Annotated in this window: 12 protein-coding genes and 1 tRNA gene; 7 read left to right on the forward strand and 6 right to left on the reverse strand. The window is 71.3% G+C overall.

Features of this window, described 5'->3' with window-relative positions; genetic code table 11:
• Window positions 1-205: 205 nt before the first annotated feature.
• From ACGFIO_RS32780 to ACGFIO_RS32795, 4 genes are all read left to right on the forward strand, one after another.
• Window positions 206-278, forward strand: a tRNA-Arg gene (locus ACGFIO_RS32780).
• Window positions 279-830: 552 nt separating this feature from the next.
• Window positions 831-1,934, forward strand: coding sequence for a sensor histidine kinase (locus tag ACGFIO_RS32785; RefSeq protein ID WP_392832199.1), 1,104 nt, complete (start codon window positions 831-833; stop codon window positions 1,932-1,934).
• Window positions 1,927-2,577, forward strand: coding sequence for a response regulator (locus tag ACGFIO_RS32790; RefSeq protein ID WP_392832202.1), 651 nt, complete (start codon window positions 1,927-1,929; stop codon window positions 2,575-2,577). The genes ACGFIO_RS32785 and ACGFIO_RS32790 overlap by 8 nt, the downstream gene beginning before the upstream one ends.
• A 76-nt stretch (window positions 2,578-2,653) precedes the next feature.
• Window positions 2,654-3,859 (forward strand): alpha/beta fold hydrolase, encoded by a 1,206-nt coding sequence (locus ACGFIO_RS32795; RefSeq protein WP_392832205.1) that lies wholly within the window; start codon window positions 2,654-2,656, stop codon window positions 3,857-3,859.
• A gap of 8 nt (window positions 3,860-3,867) precedes the next feature.
• Here ACGFIO_RS32795 and ACGFIO_RS32800 read toward each other — a convergent pair whose 3' ends face one another.
• The 6 genes from ACGFIO_RS32800 to ACGFIO_RS32825 form a co-directional block, all read right to left on the reverse strand.
• The gene (locus tag ACGFIO_RS32800) at window positions 3,868-5,487 is read right to left on the reverse strand and encodes a methyl-accepting chemotaxis protein (protein WP_392832208.1); all 1,620 of its coding nucleotides are present in this window, start codon (window positions 5,485-5,487) and stop codon (window positions 3,868-3,870) included.
• 298 nt (window positions 5,488-5,785) lie between these two features.
• Window positions 5,786-8,707, reverse strand: coding sequence for a glycosyl hydrolase (locus ACGFIO_RS32805; protein WP_392832211.1), 2,922 nt, complete (start codon window positions 8,705-8,707; stop codon window positions 5,786-5,788).
• Window positions 8,708-8,800: 93 nt separating this feature from the next.
• Entirely contained in the window at window positions 8,801-9,976 is a 1,176-nt protein-coding gene (locus ACGFIO_RS32810; RefSeq protein WP_392832214.1) for an ABC transporter permease, read from the reverse strand.
• Entirely contained in the window at window positions 9,973-10,626 is a 654-nt protein-coding gene (locus tag ACGFIO_RS32815; protein ID WP_392832487.1) for an ABC transporter ATP-binding protein, read from the reverse strand. Before ACGFIO_RS32815 ends, ACGFIO_RS32810 begins: the two co-directional genes overlap by 4 nt.
• Before the next feature lie 5 nt (window positions 10,627-10,631).
• Complete coding sequence (locus ACGFIO_RS32820; RefSeq protein WP_392832217.1) at window positions 10,632-11,687, reverse strand: efflux RND transporter periplasmic adaptor subunit; 1,056 nt, start codon at window positions 11,685-11,687, stop codon at window positions 10,632-10,634.
• On the reverse strand, window positions 11,684-12,250 hold the full coding sequence (locus ACGFIO_RS32825) for a hypothetical protein (protein WP_392832219.1): 567 nt from the start codon (window positions 12,248-12,250) through the stop codon (window positions 11,684-11,686). Before ACGFIO_RS32825 ends, ACGFIO_RS32820 begins: the two co-directional genes overlap by 4 nt.
• Window positions 12,251-12,338: 88 nt before the next feature.
• On the opposite strand from ACGFIO_RS32825, the gene ACGFIO_RS32830 reads away from it, so the two are divergent.
• The 3 genes from ACGFIO_RS32830 to ACGFIO_RS32840 are packed head-to-tail and all read left to right on the forward strand — an operon-like array spanning window position 12,339 to window position 14,398.
• Window positions 12,339-12,995: a response regulator transcription factor gene (locus tag ACGFIO_RS32830; RefSeq protein ID WP_392832221.1), complete on the forward strand. Its 657-nt coding sequence runs from the start codon at window positions 12,339-12,341 to the stop codon at window positions 12,993-12,995.
• Entirely contained in the window at window positions 12,992-14,086 is a 1,095-nt protein-coding gene (locus ACGFIO_RS32835) for a sensor histidine kinase (RefSeq protein WP_392832224.1), read from the forward strand. The genes ACGFIO_RS32830 and ACGFIO_RS32835 overlap by 4 nt, the downstream gene beginning before the upstream one ends.
• Before the next feature lie 9 nt (window positions 14,087-14,095).
• On the forward strand, window positions 14,096-14,398 hold the full coding sequence (locus ACGFIO_RS32840; protein ID WP_392832227.1) for a PadR family transcriptional regulator: 303 nt from the start codon (window positions 14,096-14,098) through the stop codon (window positions 14,396-14,398).
• Window positions 14,399-14,444: the final 46 nt, after the last annotated feature.

Here is a 14,444-nt window from a genome sequence, read left to right on the forward strand (position 1 = left end):
CAGCCCAGGCCCTGGCCACACGATCGCCGCCGACCAGACTTCCTGGCCGGCGGCTTCGTCCTGCCCCTGGCCCACGCGCGTGATTCCTCGCCCAGCCGGGCCGACGTCAACATTCCCTGGTGACATCGGTCGGGTGGCTGAGCCACACTGGGATGCCGCCGGCCCCCGCGGCCGGCCGTCGATAGGTAAGCTAGGCCGTCGTCAGGCGCTCGTAGCTCAGCGGATAGAGCAACGGACTTCTAATCCGTCGGTCGCAGGTTCGAATCCTGCCGGGCGCGCATCCCCTGAGCAGCAAAAACGCCCTCCCGGATCACGCCCGGGAGGGCGTTACCTCGCGTATGGGGAAGCTCTTTCCGGAGTTTCGCGGGCTGAGTGACGGCACGGCCGGGCAGGTTCCCGCCTGCGTCGGCGATGGCGCTCACGCTCGCCTGGGTCAGGTCGGGGGAATCGCAGGTTCCGCCCGCCCCGCACAGGACACAGTGGCAGCCCAGACCACACGCCGATCTGGCCGACCACCGCACTTCACGGTGGTGGCCCCGAGCGGAGTCCAACCCGCGGACAGCGCGCTCGTCTACGACAGTCCAAGGCAGTGGTTGGCGAGCGCGGTAGCCGAGGCCAGGACACCGCCCGGGGCTACCACTGAGGTTTGGACCGGGCCGCGAGTCGGGTCGAGTTCAGGGCGCGGCGATCGTGAGCAGCGATCTCTTCGGTCGGCGACCCGCGCCCATGGCGCCGGAACGGCCGGGAGCAGGGGTGGCGGCGGTGCGCAAGGATGTGTGGGCGTGGGCGAAACGGCTGAGATACCAGCTCTGCCGAGGCCGGTAGGCGCGGTGCGCGCGGTCTGGGCGCGGCATCCGCGTGTCGTCGACGTGCTGGTGGTCCTCGTCTGCGCCCTATGGAGCTTCGACAGCGGCAACGGCATAGTCATCCCGCAGGCGGTCGACGGCGTCTGGCTGGCGGCCAACCTGGTCGCGTCGGCCACGATGCTGGTGCGCCGGACGCGGCCGTGGGTGGTCGTGCTGGTGGTGGTCGCCGGCGGTGCGGTGGCGCCCGGCCACTTCATCGGCGTCGCGCTGTTCTTCGCGCTGTACGCCCTGGCGGCCTACCGGTCCACCCGGGACGCGCTGCTCGGCTCCGCGCTCGCCATGGTTGTCCTGGTGGCGGCGGCCGGAAGGACCGGCGACCAGGCGATCCTCTTCCTGGTCATCGCCGTGCTCGCGGTGCTGGCGGGGGCCAACGCCCGGATCCGGCGGAAGTACGTGCAGGCGTTGCTCGACCGTACGGATCGGCTGGTGCGAGAGAAAGAGCTGGCCGCGGCCCGGGAACGGACGCGGATCGCCCACGATCTGCACGACATTGTGGCGCACAGCCTGACCGTGATGGTGCGTCTGGCCGACGGGGCGGCCGCGGTGGCCGGCAGTGATCCGGCTCGGGCCCGGGCGGCGTCGGAGCGGGTCGCCGGCGTCGGCCGGGACGCCATGACCGACATGCGCCGGCTGCTGCTGGTGCTGCGCGACGATGGGCCGGGTACCGAGCAGTCGGCCCAGGACCTGGAGGATCTCGTCGCCACCTTCCGAGCCGCGGGGCTGCCGGTCGACATCCGCCGCCACGGGTCGGAGCCGGCCGCACTGAGCTTCCGGAACGCCATCTTTCGGACCGTGCAGGAGTCGCTGACCAATGCGCTGCGCTACGCCGAGGACGTACGGACGGTAATGGTCGATCTGGACTATCGGGGTGATCCGATCGTCATCGAGGTCACCGACGACGGGCGCGGCGGGGGGACGGCGCCGTCGGCGGGGGCGGGGCAGGGTTTGAACGCGTTGCGGGAGAGGCTTTCGCTGTACGGGGGCACGGTTCAGGCCGGGCCGCGTTCGCCGCACGGGTGGACAGTCCGGGTCGAACTGCCGCGGCCGGGTGAGGACGCCCGTGGCTGAGACGTCGGTGCTGCTGGTGGACGATCAGGCGCTGGTGCGCGAGGGGATCGCCATGGTGCTCGGCCAGGATCCGGGACTGCGGGTGGTGGGCGAGGCCGGCGACGGGCAGGCGGGGGTACGGCTGGCCCGGCTGCACCGGCCGGATGTGGTGCTGATGGACGTGCGCATGCCGGTCATGGACGGGATCGAGGCGACCGGCGAGATCGTGGCGCACTGCCCGGAGACCCGCGTTCTCGTTCTCACCACCTTCAACCTCGATGAGTACGCCCTCCGCGCGCTCCGGGCCGGCGCCAGCGGGTTCCTGCTCAAGGACGTCCCCTCGACCGAACTGGTGGCCGCGATCCGCACGGTCGGCGCCGGTGACGCGGTCGTCTCGCCGCGGATCACCCGTACCCTGCTGGACCACTACCGGAGCGGCCCCGCCGTCCCGCCGCCGGACGTGCGCCGGCTGGCCGAGCTGACCGACCGTGAACGCGAGGTTCTCGTCGCGATCGGTCGTGGACTGTCGAACGCCGAGATCGCCGGCGAGCTGTTCCTCTCCGAGTCGACGGTGAAGACCCATGTCGGCCGGGTTCTGGCCAAGCTCGATGCCCGCGATCGCGTACACGCCGTCATCTGGGCCCACCGGCACGGACTCGCCTGACCGGCACCGTGGTACCACGGCGCGACGGCACCGTGGGTGGATGGCGTGACCGATTCGCCGCCATAGCGTCGATGCCATGATCCGCGTATTCGTCGCGGTCGCCGCCGTCCTGCTGGCGGTACCGCTGTTCTTCCTCACCCTTCTGGTTTCCGCGCAGACAACCGGGAACGCCTTTCTGTCGTACGCTGCCGCGACCCTGGTCGCCGTCCTGGTCGCGGCCGGCCTGGCGCGGTTCGGCCGAGGTCGCCGGCCTCTGGTCGCCGGCCTGTCCCTGGTGTTGCCGGCCGCGCTGTCCTGGGCCTGGTTCGGCGCGCCGGTGGCGTACACGCCGGTGCCGGACTCCCCGGCCGTGAGTTTCTGGGATCTGCCGACCGGCTCGCGGATCGCCTACGAGCGCATCGCCGGCCCGGTCACCCACCCCGAACCGGTGCTGCTGGTCCACGGCGGCCCAGGCACGCCCTCGACCGGCCGGGACGTCTTCGCCGAGCGCCTGGCCGCGGCCGGGTTCGCTGTCTACAACTACCAGCAGGCCGGGGCGGGACAGTCGAGCCGCCTCGATCCGGACGAGTACACCGTCGCCCGGCATGTGGCCGATCTCGACGCCATTCGGCAGCGGTTGGGCGTACCGAAAATGGTGTTGATCGGATCGTCCTGGGGTGGTGAGCTCATCTCCGCCTATCTCGCCGCGCATCCGGCCAACGCCGCGAAGGTGATCGTGGCCAGCCCGGGCGCCATGGACGGCAATTCCTTCCCCGAGGGGAGCCTCACGCCGGGCGGTCAGAGCGACCAGAGCGATCAGATCTCGGCGCACCGGCGTTTCGCCGCGACCTTCTTCCTGGGCCAGGTGGGCGGTCTGCGCGCGGCGCGGACCCTGATGCCCGAACGCACCGCCGATGGGCTCTACCAGCAGTTCGTACGCAGCTTGAAAATGGGCGCCGGCTGTGGGGCCGAGGGCTCCATCGATCAGGCGGCGGGTTACGGCCTCTGGGTCAACATCGCCACCAACGCCTCGGCCAAGCGATCGCCCGACCCACGGCCGGCGCTGCGCCACAACGACACCCCGCTGCTGGTTCTGCGGGCCCAGTGCGACTACCTCCGGTGGGAGGTGACGCGCGAGTACCGCGACACTTTCCCCCACGCCACGATGCTGACCGTCGCCGGCGCCGGACACACTGTCCTCTCCGACCGGCCGGCTGAGACCAGCGCGGCCGCGATCGCTTTCCTCACCGGAAAACCCCTGCCGGCCAAGCCCTACACCGCGGCCGAGGCACCCTGGTCGTAGGCCGGGGCTCAGAAGCGGAAACGGCCGACCAGCGTACGCAGATCACCCGACACCTGGTTCAGTTCGCCGGCGGCCCCACGGATCGCCGAGGCCCCGGCCGTGGTGGCGCCCGCGGTCGTGGCCACGGCGGTCACGTCGGAGCTGATGCCGGCCGAGCCGGTGGCCACGTCGCCGATGCTGCGGGTCATCTCCTCGGTGGTGGCGGTCTGCTCCTCGATGGCCGAGGCGATCGTGGTCTGCAGCGCGTTGATGCGGTCGATGACGTCGGTGATCTGGGCGATCGCGTTCACCGCGTCGGCCGTGTCGGTCTGGATGGCGGCGATGCGGGTGTCGATGTCGGCGGTGGCGCGGGCCGTCTCCGAGGCGAGTTCCTTGACCTCGCCGGCGACCACGGCGAAGCCCTTGCCCTGTTCGCCGGCGCGGGCCGCCTCGATCGTGGCGTTGAGGGCGAGGAGGTTGGTCTGCTCGGCGATGGCGCTGATCACCTTGGCGATCTCGCCGATCTGCCGGCTGGAGTCGCCCAGCTTGCCGACCGTGCCGGTGACGGTGGCCGAGACGGTGGCGGCGTCCGAGGCGACCCGGGCGGCCTCGCCGGCGCTGCGTGCGATCTCGCCGATCGACGCGCCCATCTCCTCGGCGCCGGCGGCGACGGTCTGCACGCTCGCGGTGATCTGTTCCGACGCGCTGCTGGCCGCGTCGGCCCGCCGGCTGGTCTCCTCGGCCGAGGCCGAGAGGTCGCCGGACACCGTGGTCAGCTGCTGCGAGTTGCCGGCCAACAGCTGGGACCGCTCGTGTACGGCCCGCATGGCGTCGGCGATGGTGGCCACGAACTGGTTGAAGGAGCGCGCCACGCTGGTCAGTTCGTCGTTGCCGGCCTCGGGCACCCGTGCCCGCAGGTCACCCTCGCCCTCGGCGATGTCGGCCAGTCGCAGCCGCAGCGCCCGCATCGGCCCGTTGATGCTGCGGATCACGACCAGTGAGACGAGTACGGACAGCAGCAGGCCGGCAATCCCGGTGATGATCATGGTGCGGCGGCCTTCGCGGGCGGCATTGGCGGCCTCCAGTGCCGTCCGGGTGCCCTCGGCGCTGACGTTGTCGGCGAGCTTGCTGGTGGCGGTGGACGCCTGGCCGAAGGCGTCCAGCGATTCCCCCGAGGCCAGGTCGTTGGCCGCCTGGATGGACGCCTTGGTGCCGGTGCGGTAGCCCTGCACGATGCGCTGGTCGATCTCCAGGAACGAGGTGAAGGACTGGCGGGCCTGGTCCAGCAGCGGACGTTCGTCGCTGTCCAGTTCGCCGTCGGCCAGGGTCGCGTACAGCTGGTTGAGGGCGGCGGCCGAGGCCAGGAACTCCTTACGCTGCCCGGCGTTGTCGGACAGCGCGTCGGGCACGCCGCGGGTGAAGTCGAAGGCGTAGCCGGTCTGCCAGCCGGCGACGTCGGCGGTGCGGAACTTGGCCTCCAGGGCCTGACGGGTCAGCTCCATGACCTTCCGCGTCTGTTCGCCCGCCTGCAGCTGGGTACGGAATCCGGACACCGCGGTGAGAAGCAGGACAGCCGAAACGAGTATGCCCAGCACCGCGATCAGCATGACCCGCGTGGCGATCCGCCAGCGGCGCATAATTCCCGTCATAGTCCGGACGATAATGTCTGACCTGCGGCATCCGAGGTGTTTCAGCGATATTGTGACACTCGCTCACGTCGGCGTCTTAATCTTGCTTCAGGCTTCAACTAATCCGCCGATATCGATGACTCCAGCACGGTCGACCTCAACCACTCGACCGTCCACATCAGGGAGTCCATCGATGTACCGCCTCCTCGCCGCCGCCGGCGTCCTGCTCACCACCACCCTGCTGCCGCTCAGCCCGGCCCAGGCCGCGGTGACCTGCGCCCCCCGACGCCGCGTGGTGGAAGCCACGCGGCGCCCGGGCTCACTGATAGGGCAGGGTCAGCGTGGAGAGCGCGCCCAGCGACACCGTGCTCGGCGCCGAGCCGATGGCACTCCAGATCTCGACCTTGACCGTGCCGCCGGTCAGGTTGCCCAACGTTCCGGTGGTGGTGACCGAGCCGACGGCCTGCGTGTACCGCTCCCACCCGGTGACCGGGTCGGTGGCGAAGTAGCGGTACGTCTCGACCCGGTCGAAGCTGCCGTTGCCGGTCAGGTCGTACGAGACGCGGACCTGGGTGGCGTTGCCGACCGAGGTGCCCGAGTCGACCGAGAAGTCGAAGGCGGTCGCCGCGCCGGACCGGTAGGCCAGGTTCAGCCCGGTCGCGGTGAAGGTGGTCGGTGAGTGTGGCTGGTTGTCGTTGGCGCCCGACGCCTGGGCCACTGTCACGGTGCCGGCGCTTCCCGGGGCAGCGGGCAGCGCGCCCCCGCTCTGCGGGTACCGCACCGCTCCCCCGGAGGACGGCGGGTCGGAAGGCGGATCCGACGGCGGGCCAGAAGGCGGGTCGGAGGGTGGGTCGGAGGGTGGGTTGATCCCGCCACCGGTGGCGTTGCCGCCGGAGAAGTTGGAAGCGCCGCTGGCGACGGTCCGGCCGGCCGGCACCTCGAGCACCCGGCCGTCCGAGAAGGTCACCGTGAGCGCCGCGTTGGTGATGTTGGACGCGACGTACGTCTTGGCGCCGTTCTTGCTGAACACCCGGGCCAGCGGATGGTTGGCCGTGACGGTGACGTCGGTGGTGCCGAGGGCGGCGAGGTTGCGGATCCAGTGGAACGTGTGCGCCTTGGTCTCGCCCTCCTCGGGCGTGTAGCCGCTGCCGGCTCGGAACTTGGCCAGCGCCGCGTCGCCGTCGCCGAGGGCCAGGTACTGCCAGGCGATGTCCTGCCACAGCGCCGGTTCGTGCCCGGCGTTGCGTACCATCTCGGCGTAGTTGCTCCGGACGTAGGCCGGGTCGTTGCCCAGGTAGAAGTGCCCGCCGGTGACCGGCAGCATGTTGATGCCCTGGATCTGTTCCGGCGCGGAGGCGAACCAGGTGGCGTACGCCCCGCCGTCACCCCAGACCATGCCGACCGTGCCGTGGCCGAACGCCGCCGGGAAGTTCTCGTTGCGGGTGTCGAACCAGTACTCGTTGATGGCGGCCGACTGTGTCGTCCAGATGAAGATGCCGGCGTCGCGGATCGCGTTGTTGCCGGTCGCCTGTCCCCATTGGATGAGCCCGTTGGCGAAGTTCATCCCCTCCGACGAGGACTCCTGGTTGTTGCCGGCGAAGAACGCGCCGTGCCCGGCCGCCCAGTCGTGCCCGGCGTAGATGTCGAAGTCGCGCAGGTACGGGAACCGGTTGTCGCCGCGGTCGTAGTTGTTGGCGTCGCGGATCAACAGATCGACCATTCCGCCGTACGCCGAATTGGCCGCCCAGGAGGGATCGAACTTGGCCAGCGTCGCGGCGGCGGAGATGTAGTAGCCGTAGTGGAAGTGGTGGTCGTTGAGTTCCGCGTCGGATCCGTAGGACGCGGGGTAGCCGATCAGCGTGCCCCAGTTCCGGTCGTAGTAGAACAGCCTCTGCGCCTCGCCGGGGGTGGCGGTGAACCAGTCGGTCAGTTTGGCGCGGATGGCGGCGAGCGCGGTGTCGCGTACGTCGGTGCGGCCGAGCTGGTCGGCGATCTCGGCGATCCGCGCGCCGACGCCGAGCGCCTTGCCGGTCCAGTAGGTGTCGTTGTTGGCCACGTTGACCGGGTTGTCCTTGACCTGGTCGAGGTAGCCGTTGAGGGTCGTCCGGTCGGTTCCGGTGCTGTCGGCCACCGCGGGCACCTCGGGCAGCACCCCGTTGAACACCGCCGAGGTGGTGTACGACGACGCGCCCACCAGCACCTTCATGGCTCCGCGGGCGGTCACGTAGGACGGTGTGATCGGGGTGGCCCCGGTCAGCGCCCGCCACTGGTGCGGGTAGAGGCCGATGACGGTCCCGGTGCCGGAACCCTCGCGTGCCGTGGTGGTGTAGGCGTAGGTCGTGGTGACCCGGCTGGTGGCCTGGTTGTAGGCGTACGACACCCGGGTGCCGGTCACGTGGTTGTGCGCGTACGCGCCGTAACTGGTGGCCAGCGCGACCTTGTCAGCGACGCCGCTGGGCAGCACGGCGATGGAGAAGTAGCCCTTGCCGGCCAGGGTCGAGGTGATGACGTTGCCGCTGACCGACCAGGTGGCTCCGGTCGGCGCGTACGCGACGTAGTCCTTGCCGGCCACCGAGTAGCCGATCCGCGATCCGCTGTTGGACCAGACGGTCGGGGTGCTCTTGGCGGTGATCTGTGCGTTTCCACCGGTGATCTGGAAGTACGCGAAGGGCAGACCGTGACCGATGGTGGCCTTCATCGTCCGGGTGCCGTCGCTCCAGTACGGCGTGACGGTCCAGTCGGTCCAGCCGTCGACCAGGGTCCGGGGCGCGTTCAGCCCGGCCACGCCGGCGGTGAAGTCTTCCTGGTAGATGTAGTGGTATTCGCCGACGCCGGTGGACGAGCCACTGATCTGGGGCGTGGTGTTGTAGGAGAAGCCGAGCCCGGCCGAGGTGGTGTCGTAGCTGGTCGGGTGCGCGTGCAGGTTCTCACTGTAGGCGCAGTCGAACTTCTTGTAGACCAGCGACGACCACCAGTCGTTGGTCGGCACCGGGCCGGCCGGCGCGTTGGCGGTCATGAACTGGCGCGGGTTGGTGGCCAGGTCTCCACAGCCGGCGGGCAGTGCGGCCCCGGCGGGCAGGGTTTCGGTGTAGCTGCCGGCGCCCACGGTGGCCGCGTCGGCGGTGCCGCTGACGGCGACCGCGCCGAGCCCGGCGATGACGGCGGCGGCCACCGTCAGCGCGAGGACCCGGCCGGAGAAGGCCGGTGTGATCCGCCGGCCGGGGGGAACACCTGATTCCATCACGCCTCCACTGTTCAGCTGTCGGGAGACGCCTGTGAGAGCGCTCTCTCGTGGTGGGAAGCGTAGGTGTGAACGCTGAGTTTCGTCAATGTTTCACGCGTTGGCCAATGCCTCCGTCGGTGCGAGCCGGGACGCCCGGACGGCCGGGTAGAGACCGGCGAGAGCCCCGATCAGGACGGTCGCAGCCACCCCACCGGCCAACACCCAGAGGGGTACGACCGCAGGCCAGCCCTGCACCGTCGCGTACCCGGCGGTGACCATCGCACCCAGAAGCGCACCCCCGGCCCCGCCGAGCAGGGACAACAGCAGCGACTCGGCGACGAACTGGCCGCGGATCTGACTTCGGGTCGCGCCCAGCGAACGCCGCAGGCCGATCTCCGAACGGCGTTCCAGCACCGAGATGACCATGGTGTTGGCTACCCCGATGCCGCCGACCAGCAGGGCCACCGCGCCCAGCCCGAGCAGCAGGGCGGTGAACGTACGGTCGGTGGCCTCCCGGGCGGTGAGCACGTCGGACGGCCGGGACACCCGCACCTCGTTCGGCGCCGACGGGTTGGCGGTGGCCGCCAGCACCGCCTGCACCGCGGTGACCTGGGAGTCGGCGGTTCGCGTGTAGACGGTCGTGGGATGGCCGTCGAAGCCCAGGCGCTGCTTCGCGTCGGCCCAGCTGACCAGGGCCGCGCCGTCGAGTTCGGGGGCCAGCGGCACCGGACGGAGCACCCCGACGACGGTGAACCAGCGGTCGCCGAGCAGCACGTTCACCCCGGCCCGGCCGATGCCCAGGCGGGCGGCGGCGTCGGCGCCGAGAACGGTGGCCGTGGGGGCGTTCAGCCAGACGCCCGAACGCAGCGTGCCACCGACCGTCGGCAGCAGGGTCGCGCCGGCCGCGCGTACCGAAAGACCGCCCGTCTCGGCCACCGGAATCCGGTCGTTGCGGTAGACACGGGTGCCCGGCACCGTGCCCGTCGCCGCCACCCGCTGGACCGGGCCGATCCGGCCGATCATCGCGACCGACTCGTCCGGCAGATAGGCGTCCTCGCCGAACATCGTCTTGCCGGGGGCCACGGTGAGCAGGTTGGTGCCGAGCGCGGCCAGACGGCGGTCGAGGTCGGCGGCGCTGGAGGCGGAGATGCCGACCACCGCGACCATGGCGGCGATGCCGATCGCGATGCCCAGCGCGGACAACACGGCCCGAGCGGGCCGGGCCCGCAACCCGGTCAGGCCGACGAGCACGACGTCCCTCAGCCGCATCCTGGTCGGCGTGATCATGCGACCACCCGCCCGTCCCGCATCGGCACCTGCCGGGGCAGCGCCGCCGCGATCGACCGGTCGTGGGTGATCAGCAGGACCGTCGTCCCGGCCGCGTGCAGGTCGGCGAGCAGGTCGATCACCGCCGCGCCAGAGGCCGAGTCGAGGTTGCCGGTGGGCTCGTCGGCAAGCAGCAGCGTCGGCTCGCCGACCACCGCCCGGGCCACGGCGACACGTTGCCGTTCGCCGCCGGAGAGCTGATGCGGGCGGTGGGTGAGCCGGTCACCCAGGCCGACCCGGACCAGCGCGGCCTCGGCGGCTCTCCGGCGCCGCTTCTCCGGTACGCCCGCATAGAGCAGCCCGTCGGCCACGTTGGCGACGATGTCCCGCCCGGGCGCCAGGTGGAAGTGCTGGAAGACGAAGCCGATCCGCTGGGCGCGCAGAGCCGACAACTGACTGTCGGACAGGACGCTCACGTCGTACCCGTCGATGCTGACCCACCCCGACGACGGCCGGTCGAGCGTGCCGATCAGGTGCAGCATGGTCGACTTGCCCGAGCCGGACGGGCCGACGATCGCGACGAACTCGCCGCGCTCGACCCGGAGGCTGACGTCGTCCAGCGCGGTCACGCCGCCGCCGTAGGTCTTGGTCACCCGCTCCAGTTCCACCACCGCGGTCATGCGGGCACCCCGACGACCGTGCCCTCGGCGATGCCGGAGCCGCTGATCTCGACCTTGCCGTCGGCGAACAGCCCGGTCCGCACCGCGACGATCCTCGTGGTGGCGCCGTCGACCACCTCGACGCCGTAGCCGCCCTCGGCCAGCGCCAGCAGCGCGCCCACCGGCACCGTGAGCACGCCCCGGGCCTGCGACGCGGTGAACGCCACGGTCACCGACGCCTCGTCCAGGCCGGCCGGTTCCTTGCCCTTGCCGAAGGCGACGGTCACGTCGATCGCGGTGGTGTCCGGCTCCTGGCCCTCCCCGGGAACGACGACACTCTTCGTCCTGATGATCTTCCCCGGCACCGTCTTGTCGTCCGGCAACGTGATCTCGACGGCCCGGCCGGTCTTGGCCAGCCGCTGGTCGTCGATCTCCAGCCGCACGTCGACGAGCCGGGTGGTGGCGGTCAGGTTGAGCAGGGCGGCGCCCGGCTGCACGACGTCGCCGGCGGCGGCCGCGAGGCTGTCCACCCTCACCGGCCCCGGTGCGACAACGACGTCCGCCGGGTCGACCGTGCCGGTCTCGGGCCGGCCCAGGTCGTCCTGCCACTCCTCGACGGCGGCGGCGGTGGCCGAGGTGTAGTCACGGTCCACAGTGAAGCCGCGATAACCCAGGGCCCAGAGGTTCTTCTCCAGCTGCTTCACATCCGCGCCGTCGAGGCCGGGCCGCAGGGCACGGTACGCGGGCAGCGTCCCATAAAGCAGCACGACCGGCCGGTTGTCGAGACGGTATACCGGTTTGCCCCGGGCCAGAGTGGCGCCGGTGTCCGGCATCGAGGTCACGGTCCCGGCCGTCCGGGTGGCGATCGCGGTCGTGTCCCCGTACCCCAGATCGCCGGTCTTGTCCTCCCGGTCGACCAGCGTGCCGCGCGTGACGGTGGCCGTGGCCGGTGGCATCGCGCCGCTCGCGCCGTCGTCCTCCCCCGAGGCGGACGGCAGCCCGGCGGCCACCCCGGCGGCGGTGGCCGCGCCGACCGCGACGACCGCGGCCACCACCATTCCGGCGCGGTTCACGACCCGGCCTTCCCCGTGACGCTCGACTTCTCGTCCTTCGAACCGGCCGGCGGCTCCGGCCGGAACTGCTTGCACGCCTCCTCGGCCTTCTTGAACGACGGGCTCTCCGGGTCGATGCCGCCACCGTTCTTGTCGTGGCGCAGTTCGATGCCGCCGTCGGCGCCGGGGTCCGGGAAGTCCGGTACGCCGTTCTCGCGCATGCACTTGGCCAGCAGACGCAGCTGCGCGGTGATCGCCGGGTCGACCTTGCCGGGCTGCCCGCCGTTCGGCTGGTACTGCTTGCAGGCCTCCATGGCCTTGTCGGCGGCTTCCTTCCGGACACCATCCGGCATCCGGATCGAGATGCGACCCTCGTCCACCTCGGGGTCGGGGAAGTTCGGGATGCCGTTCTCGCGTACGCATTTCGCGAGCTTCGTCGGATCGAAGCCGCCGCCCGCGGTGGCACTGGGCGCCGGGGCGACCGCGCCGTCGGTGGCCGTCGCGACGCCGGGTTCCTGGCCCGGCGAACCGCAGGCGGCCAGCAGCGGCACCAGCAATGGGATGAGAAGCAGGGTTCTACGCATGCCGCCCAGTGAAGGAGGTGTCGCATTTCCCGGGCGTCAGCGAAAACGGTGACACCCACGTGACGTCACCGTGGGTGAACATAGGGGCATGCGGATCCTGGTGGTCGAGGACGAGCCGTTGCTGGCCGACGCGGTGGCGGCCGGACTGCGGCAGCACGCGCACGCGGTGGACGTGGTCTACGACGGCGGCGCCGCGCTGGAACGCACCGACGTGCACGACTACGACGTGGTGGTCCTCGACCGCGACCTGCCGGTGGTGCACGGCGACGAGGTGTGCCGCCGGATCGCCGACGCCGGCGGCCCGATGCGGGTGATCATGCTGACCGCGGCCGGCAGCGTCGACGACCGGGTCGACGGCCTGGCCCTGGGCGCCGACGACTACCTGCCCAAGCCGTTCGAGCTGCGCGAGCTGATCGCCCGGGTGGCCGCGCTGGGCCGCCGGTCCCGGGCCGCCGCTCCCCCGGTGCTGCGCCGGGCCGGGATCAGCCTCGACCCGCACCGGCGCGAGGTGTTCCGCGACGGCCGCTACGTCCCGCTGTCCCGCAAGGAGTTCGCCGTGCTGACCGAGCTGCTGCGCGCCGACGGGACCGCCGTGTCGGCCGAGCTGCTGCTGGAGAAGGCGTGGGACGAGAACGCCGACCCGTTCACCCACGCCGTCCGGATGACGATCCTGAAGCTGCGCCGCAAACTCGGCGAACCGCCGGTCCTGCTGACCGAACCGGGAGTGGGGTACCGCATCCGATGAGACTCCGGCTGACCCTCGTCTACGGCGGCCTGTTCCTGGGCGCCGGGCTCCTGCTGCTCGTCCTCACCTACCTGCTGGTCTCGCAGCAGCTGCCCGGCGTGATCAAGGTCCGGGCCGAGATCCCGCCACCCGGCGTGGGCAACGCGACCTTCACCCAGCAGTTCGAGCAGAGCGCCCGCGACGACATGCTGCGGACGCTGCTCACCCAGGGGCTGCTGGCTCTGGTCATGGCCACGGCGGCGGCGGTCGGGCTGGGCTATCTGATCGCCGGTGTGCTGCTGCAACCGCTCAACCGGATCACCGCGACCGCCCGCCGCATCGCCGAGGCTCCGGCGGCCGACGGCCGGTTGCACGAGCGAATCGCCATGGAGGGTCCGGAGGACGAGGTGAAGCGCCTGGCCGACACCTTCGACCGGATGCTGACCCGGCTCGACCACGCCTTCGACGGGCAGCGCCGCTTCATCGCGAACGCGTCACACGAGCTGCGTACCCCCCTGACCTTGAACCGCACCCTGCTCGAGGTGGCGCTGGCGCCGCGGCAGGTGACGCCCGAGCTACGCCACCTCGGCGACACGCTGCTGGCCATCAACGACCGGCACGGCCGGCTCATCGACGGCCTGCTCATGCTGGCGCGCTCGGAACGCGAACCGGCCGAGCTGTCCTACGTGGACCTGGCCGACGTCGCCGACCACGTCGCCGAGACCGCGGACACGAGGCTGGCCGAGGCGCCCGTGCTCGGTGACCCGATCCTGCTCGAACGCATGGTGCAGAATCTCATCGAGAACGGCCTGCGGCACAACGTTCCCGGCGGCTGGGTGTGCGTGGTCACCGGCGCGCACGGCCCGAGCGCGTTCGTCGAGGTCAGCAACAGCGGCCCGGTCGTGCCGCCGTACGAGGTGGAGGGCCTGTTCGAGCCGTTCCGCCGGCTGACCGGCACCGAGCGCCTGGCCGCGTCGCCCGGCGCCGGCCTCGGCCTGTCGATCGTCCGGGCCGTGGCGCGGGCGCACGGCGGCGAGGCCCGGGCGGTCGCGCGTCCCGAGGGCGGCCTGATCGTCACGGTGACGCTTCCGCGGGTGGCCGACCCTATGTAGGGTCGGTACATGCCTCCTCGGATGACGGCGTCGGTGCTCAAGGTCGTGGCTGCGCTGCTGGCCGCCCGGGCCGACGAACGGTATGGGCTGCAGCTGATGCAGGCGACCGGGCTGCCCAGCGGCACGCTGTACCCGATCCTGGTGCGCCTGGAGCGAGCCGGCTGGGTCGAGTCACGCTGGGAAGAGGCCGATCCGGCCGCCGAGGGCCGTCCCGCACGACGGTATTACCTGCTCACGGCCGAGGGCGCGGCGTCGGCCCGGCGCGAGGTCACACACATGACGCGCTCCCTGCTGGGCGAGGCCCCCGCATGAGCCCCACCTGGCGGCCGAGCCGGTGGCTGCTGAGCGAGGCACCCGC

This window comes from Actinoplanes sp. NPDC049265 (genome assembly GCF_043197135.1).
Classification (GTDB): domain Bacteria; phylum Actinomycetota; class Actinomycetes; order Mycobacteriales; family Micromonosporaceae; genus Actinoplanes.

Bases quoted from the DNA above. Each gene is read 5' to 3' on its own strand.
- ACGFIO_RS32795 (WP_392832205.1), top strand. From the start codon at position 2,654: ATGATCCGCGTATTCGTCGCGGTCGCCGCCGTCCTGCTGGCGGTACCG.
- ACGFIO_RS32800 (WP_392832208.1), bottom strand. From the start codon at position 5,487: ATGACGGGAATTATGCGCCGCTGGCGGATCGCCACGCGGGTCATGCTG.
- ACGFIO_RS32805 (WP_392832211.1), bottom strand. From the start codon at position 8,707: ATGGAATCAGGTGTTCCCCCCGGCCGGCGGATCACACCGGCCTTCTCC.
- ACGFIO_RS32810 (WP_392832214.1), bottom strand. From the start codon at position 9,976: ATGATCACGCCGACCAGGATGCGGCTGAGGGACGTCGTGCTCGTCGGC.
- ACGFIO_RS32825 (WP_392832219.1), bottom strand. From the start codon at position 12,250: ATGCGTAGAACCCTGCTTCTCATCCCATTGCTGGTGCCGCTGCTGGCC.
- ACGFIO_RS32830 (WP_392832221.1), top strand. From the start codon at position 12,339: ATGCGGATCCTGGTGGTCGAGGACGAGCCGTTGCTGGCCGACGCGGTG.
- ACGFIO_RS32835 (WP_392832224.1), top strand. From the start codon at position 12,992: ATGAGACTCCGGCTGACCCTCGTCTACGGCGGCCTGTTCCTGGGCGCC.
- ACGFIO_RS32840 (WP_392832227.1), top strand. From the start codon at position 14,096: ATGCCTCCTCGGATGACGGCGTCGGTGCTCAAGGTCGTGGCTGCGCTG.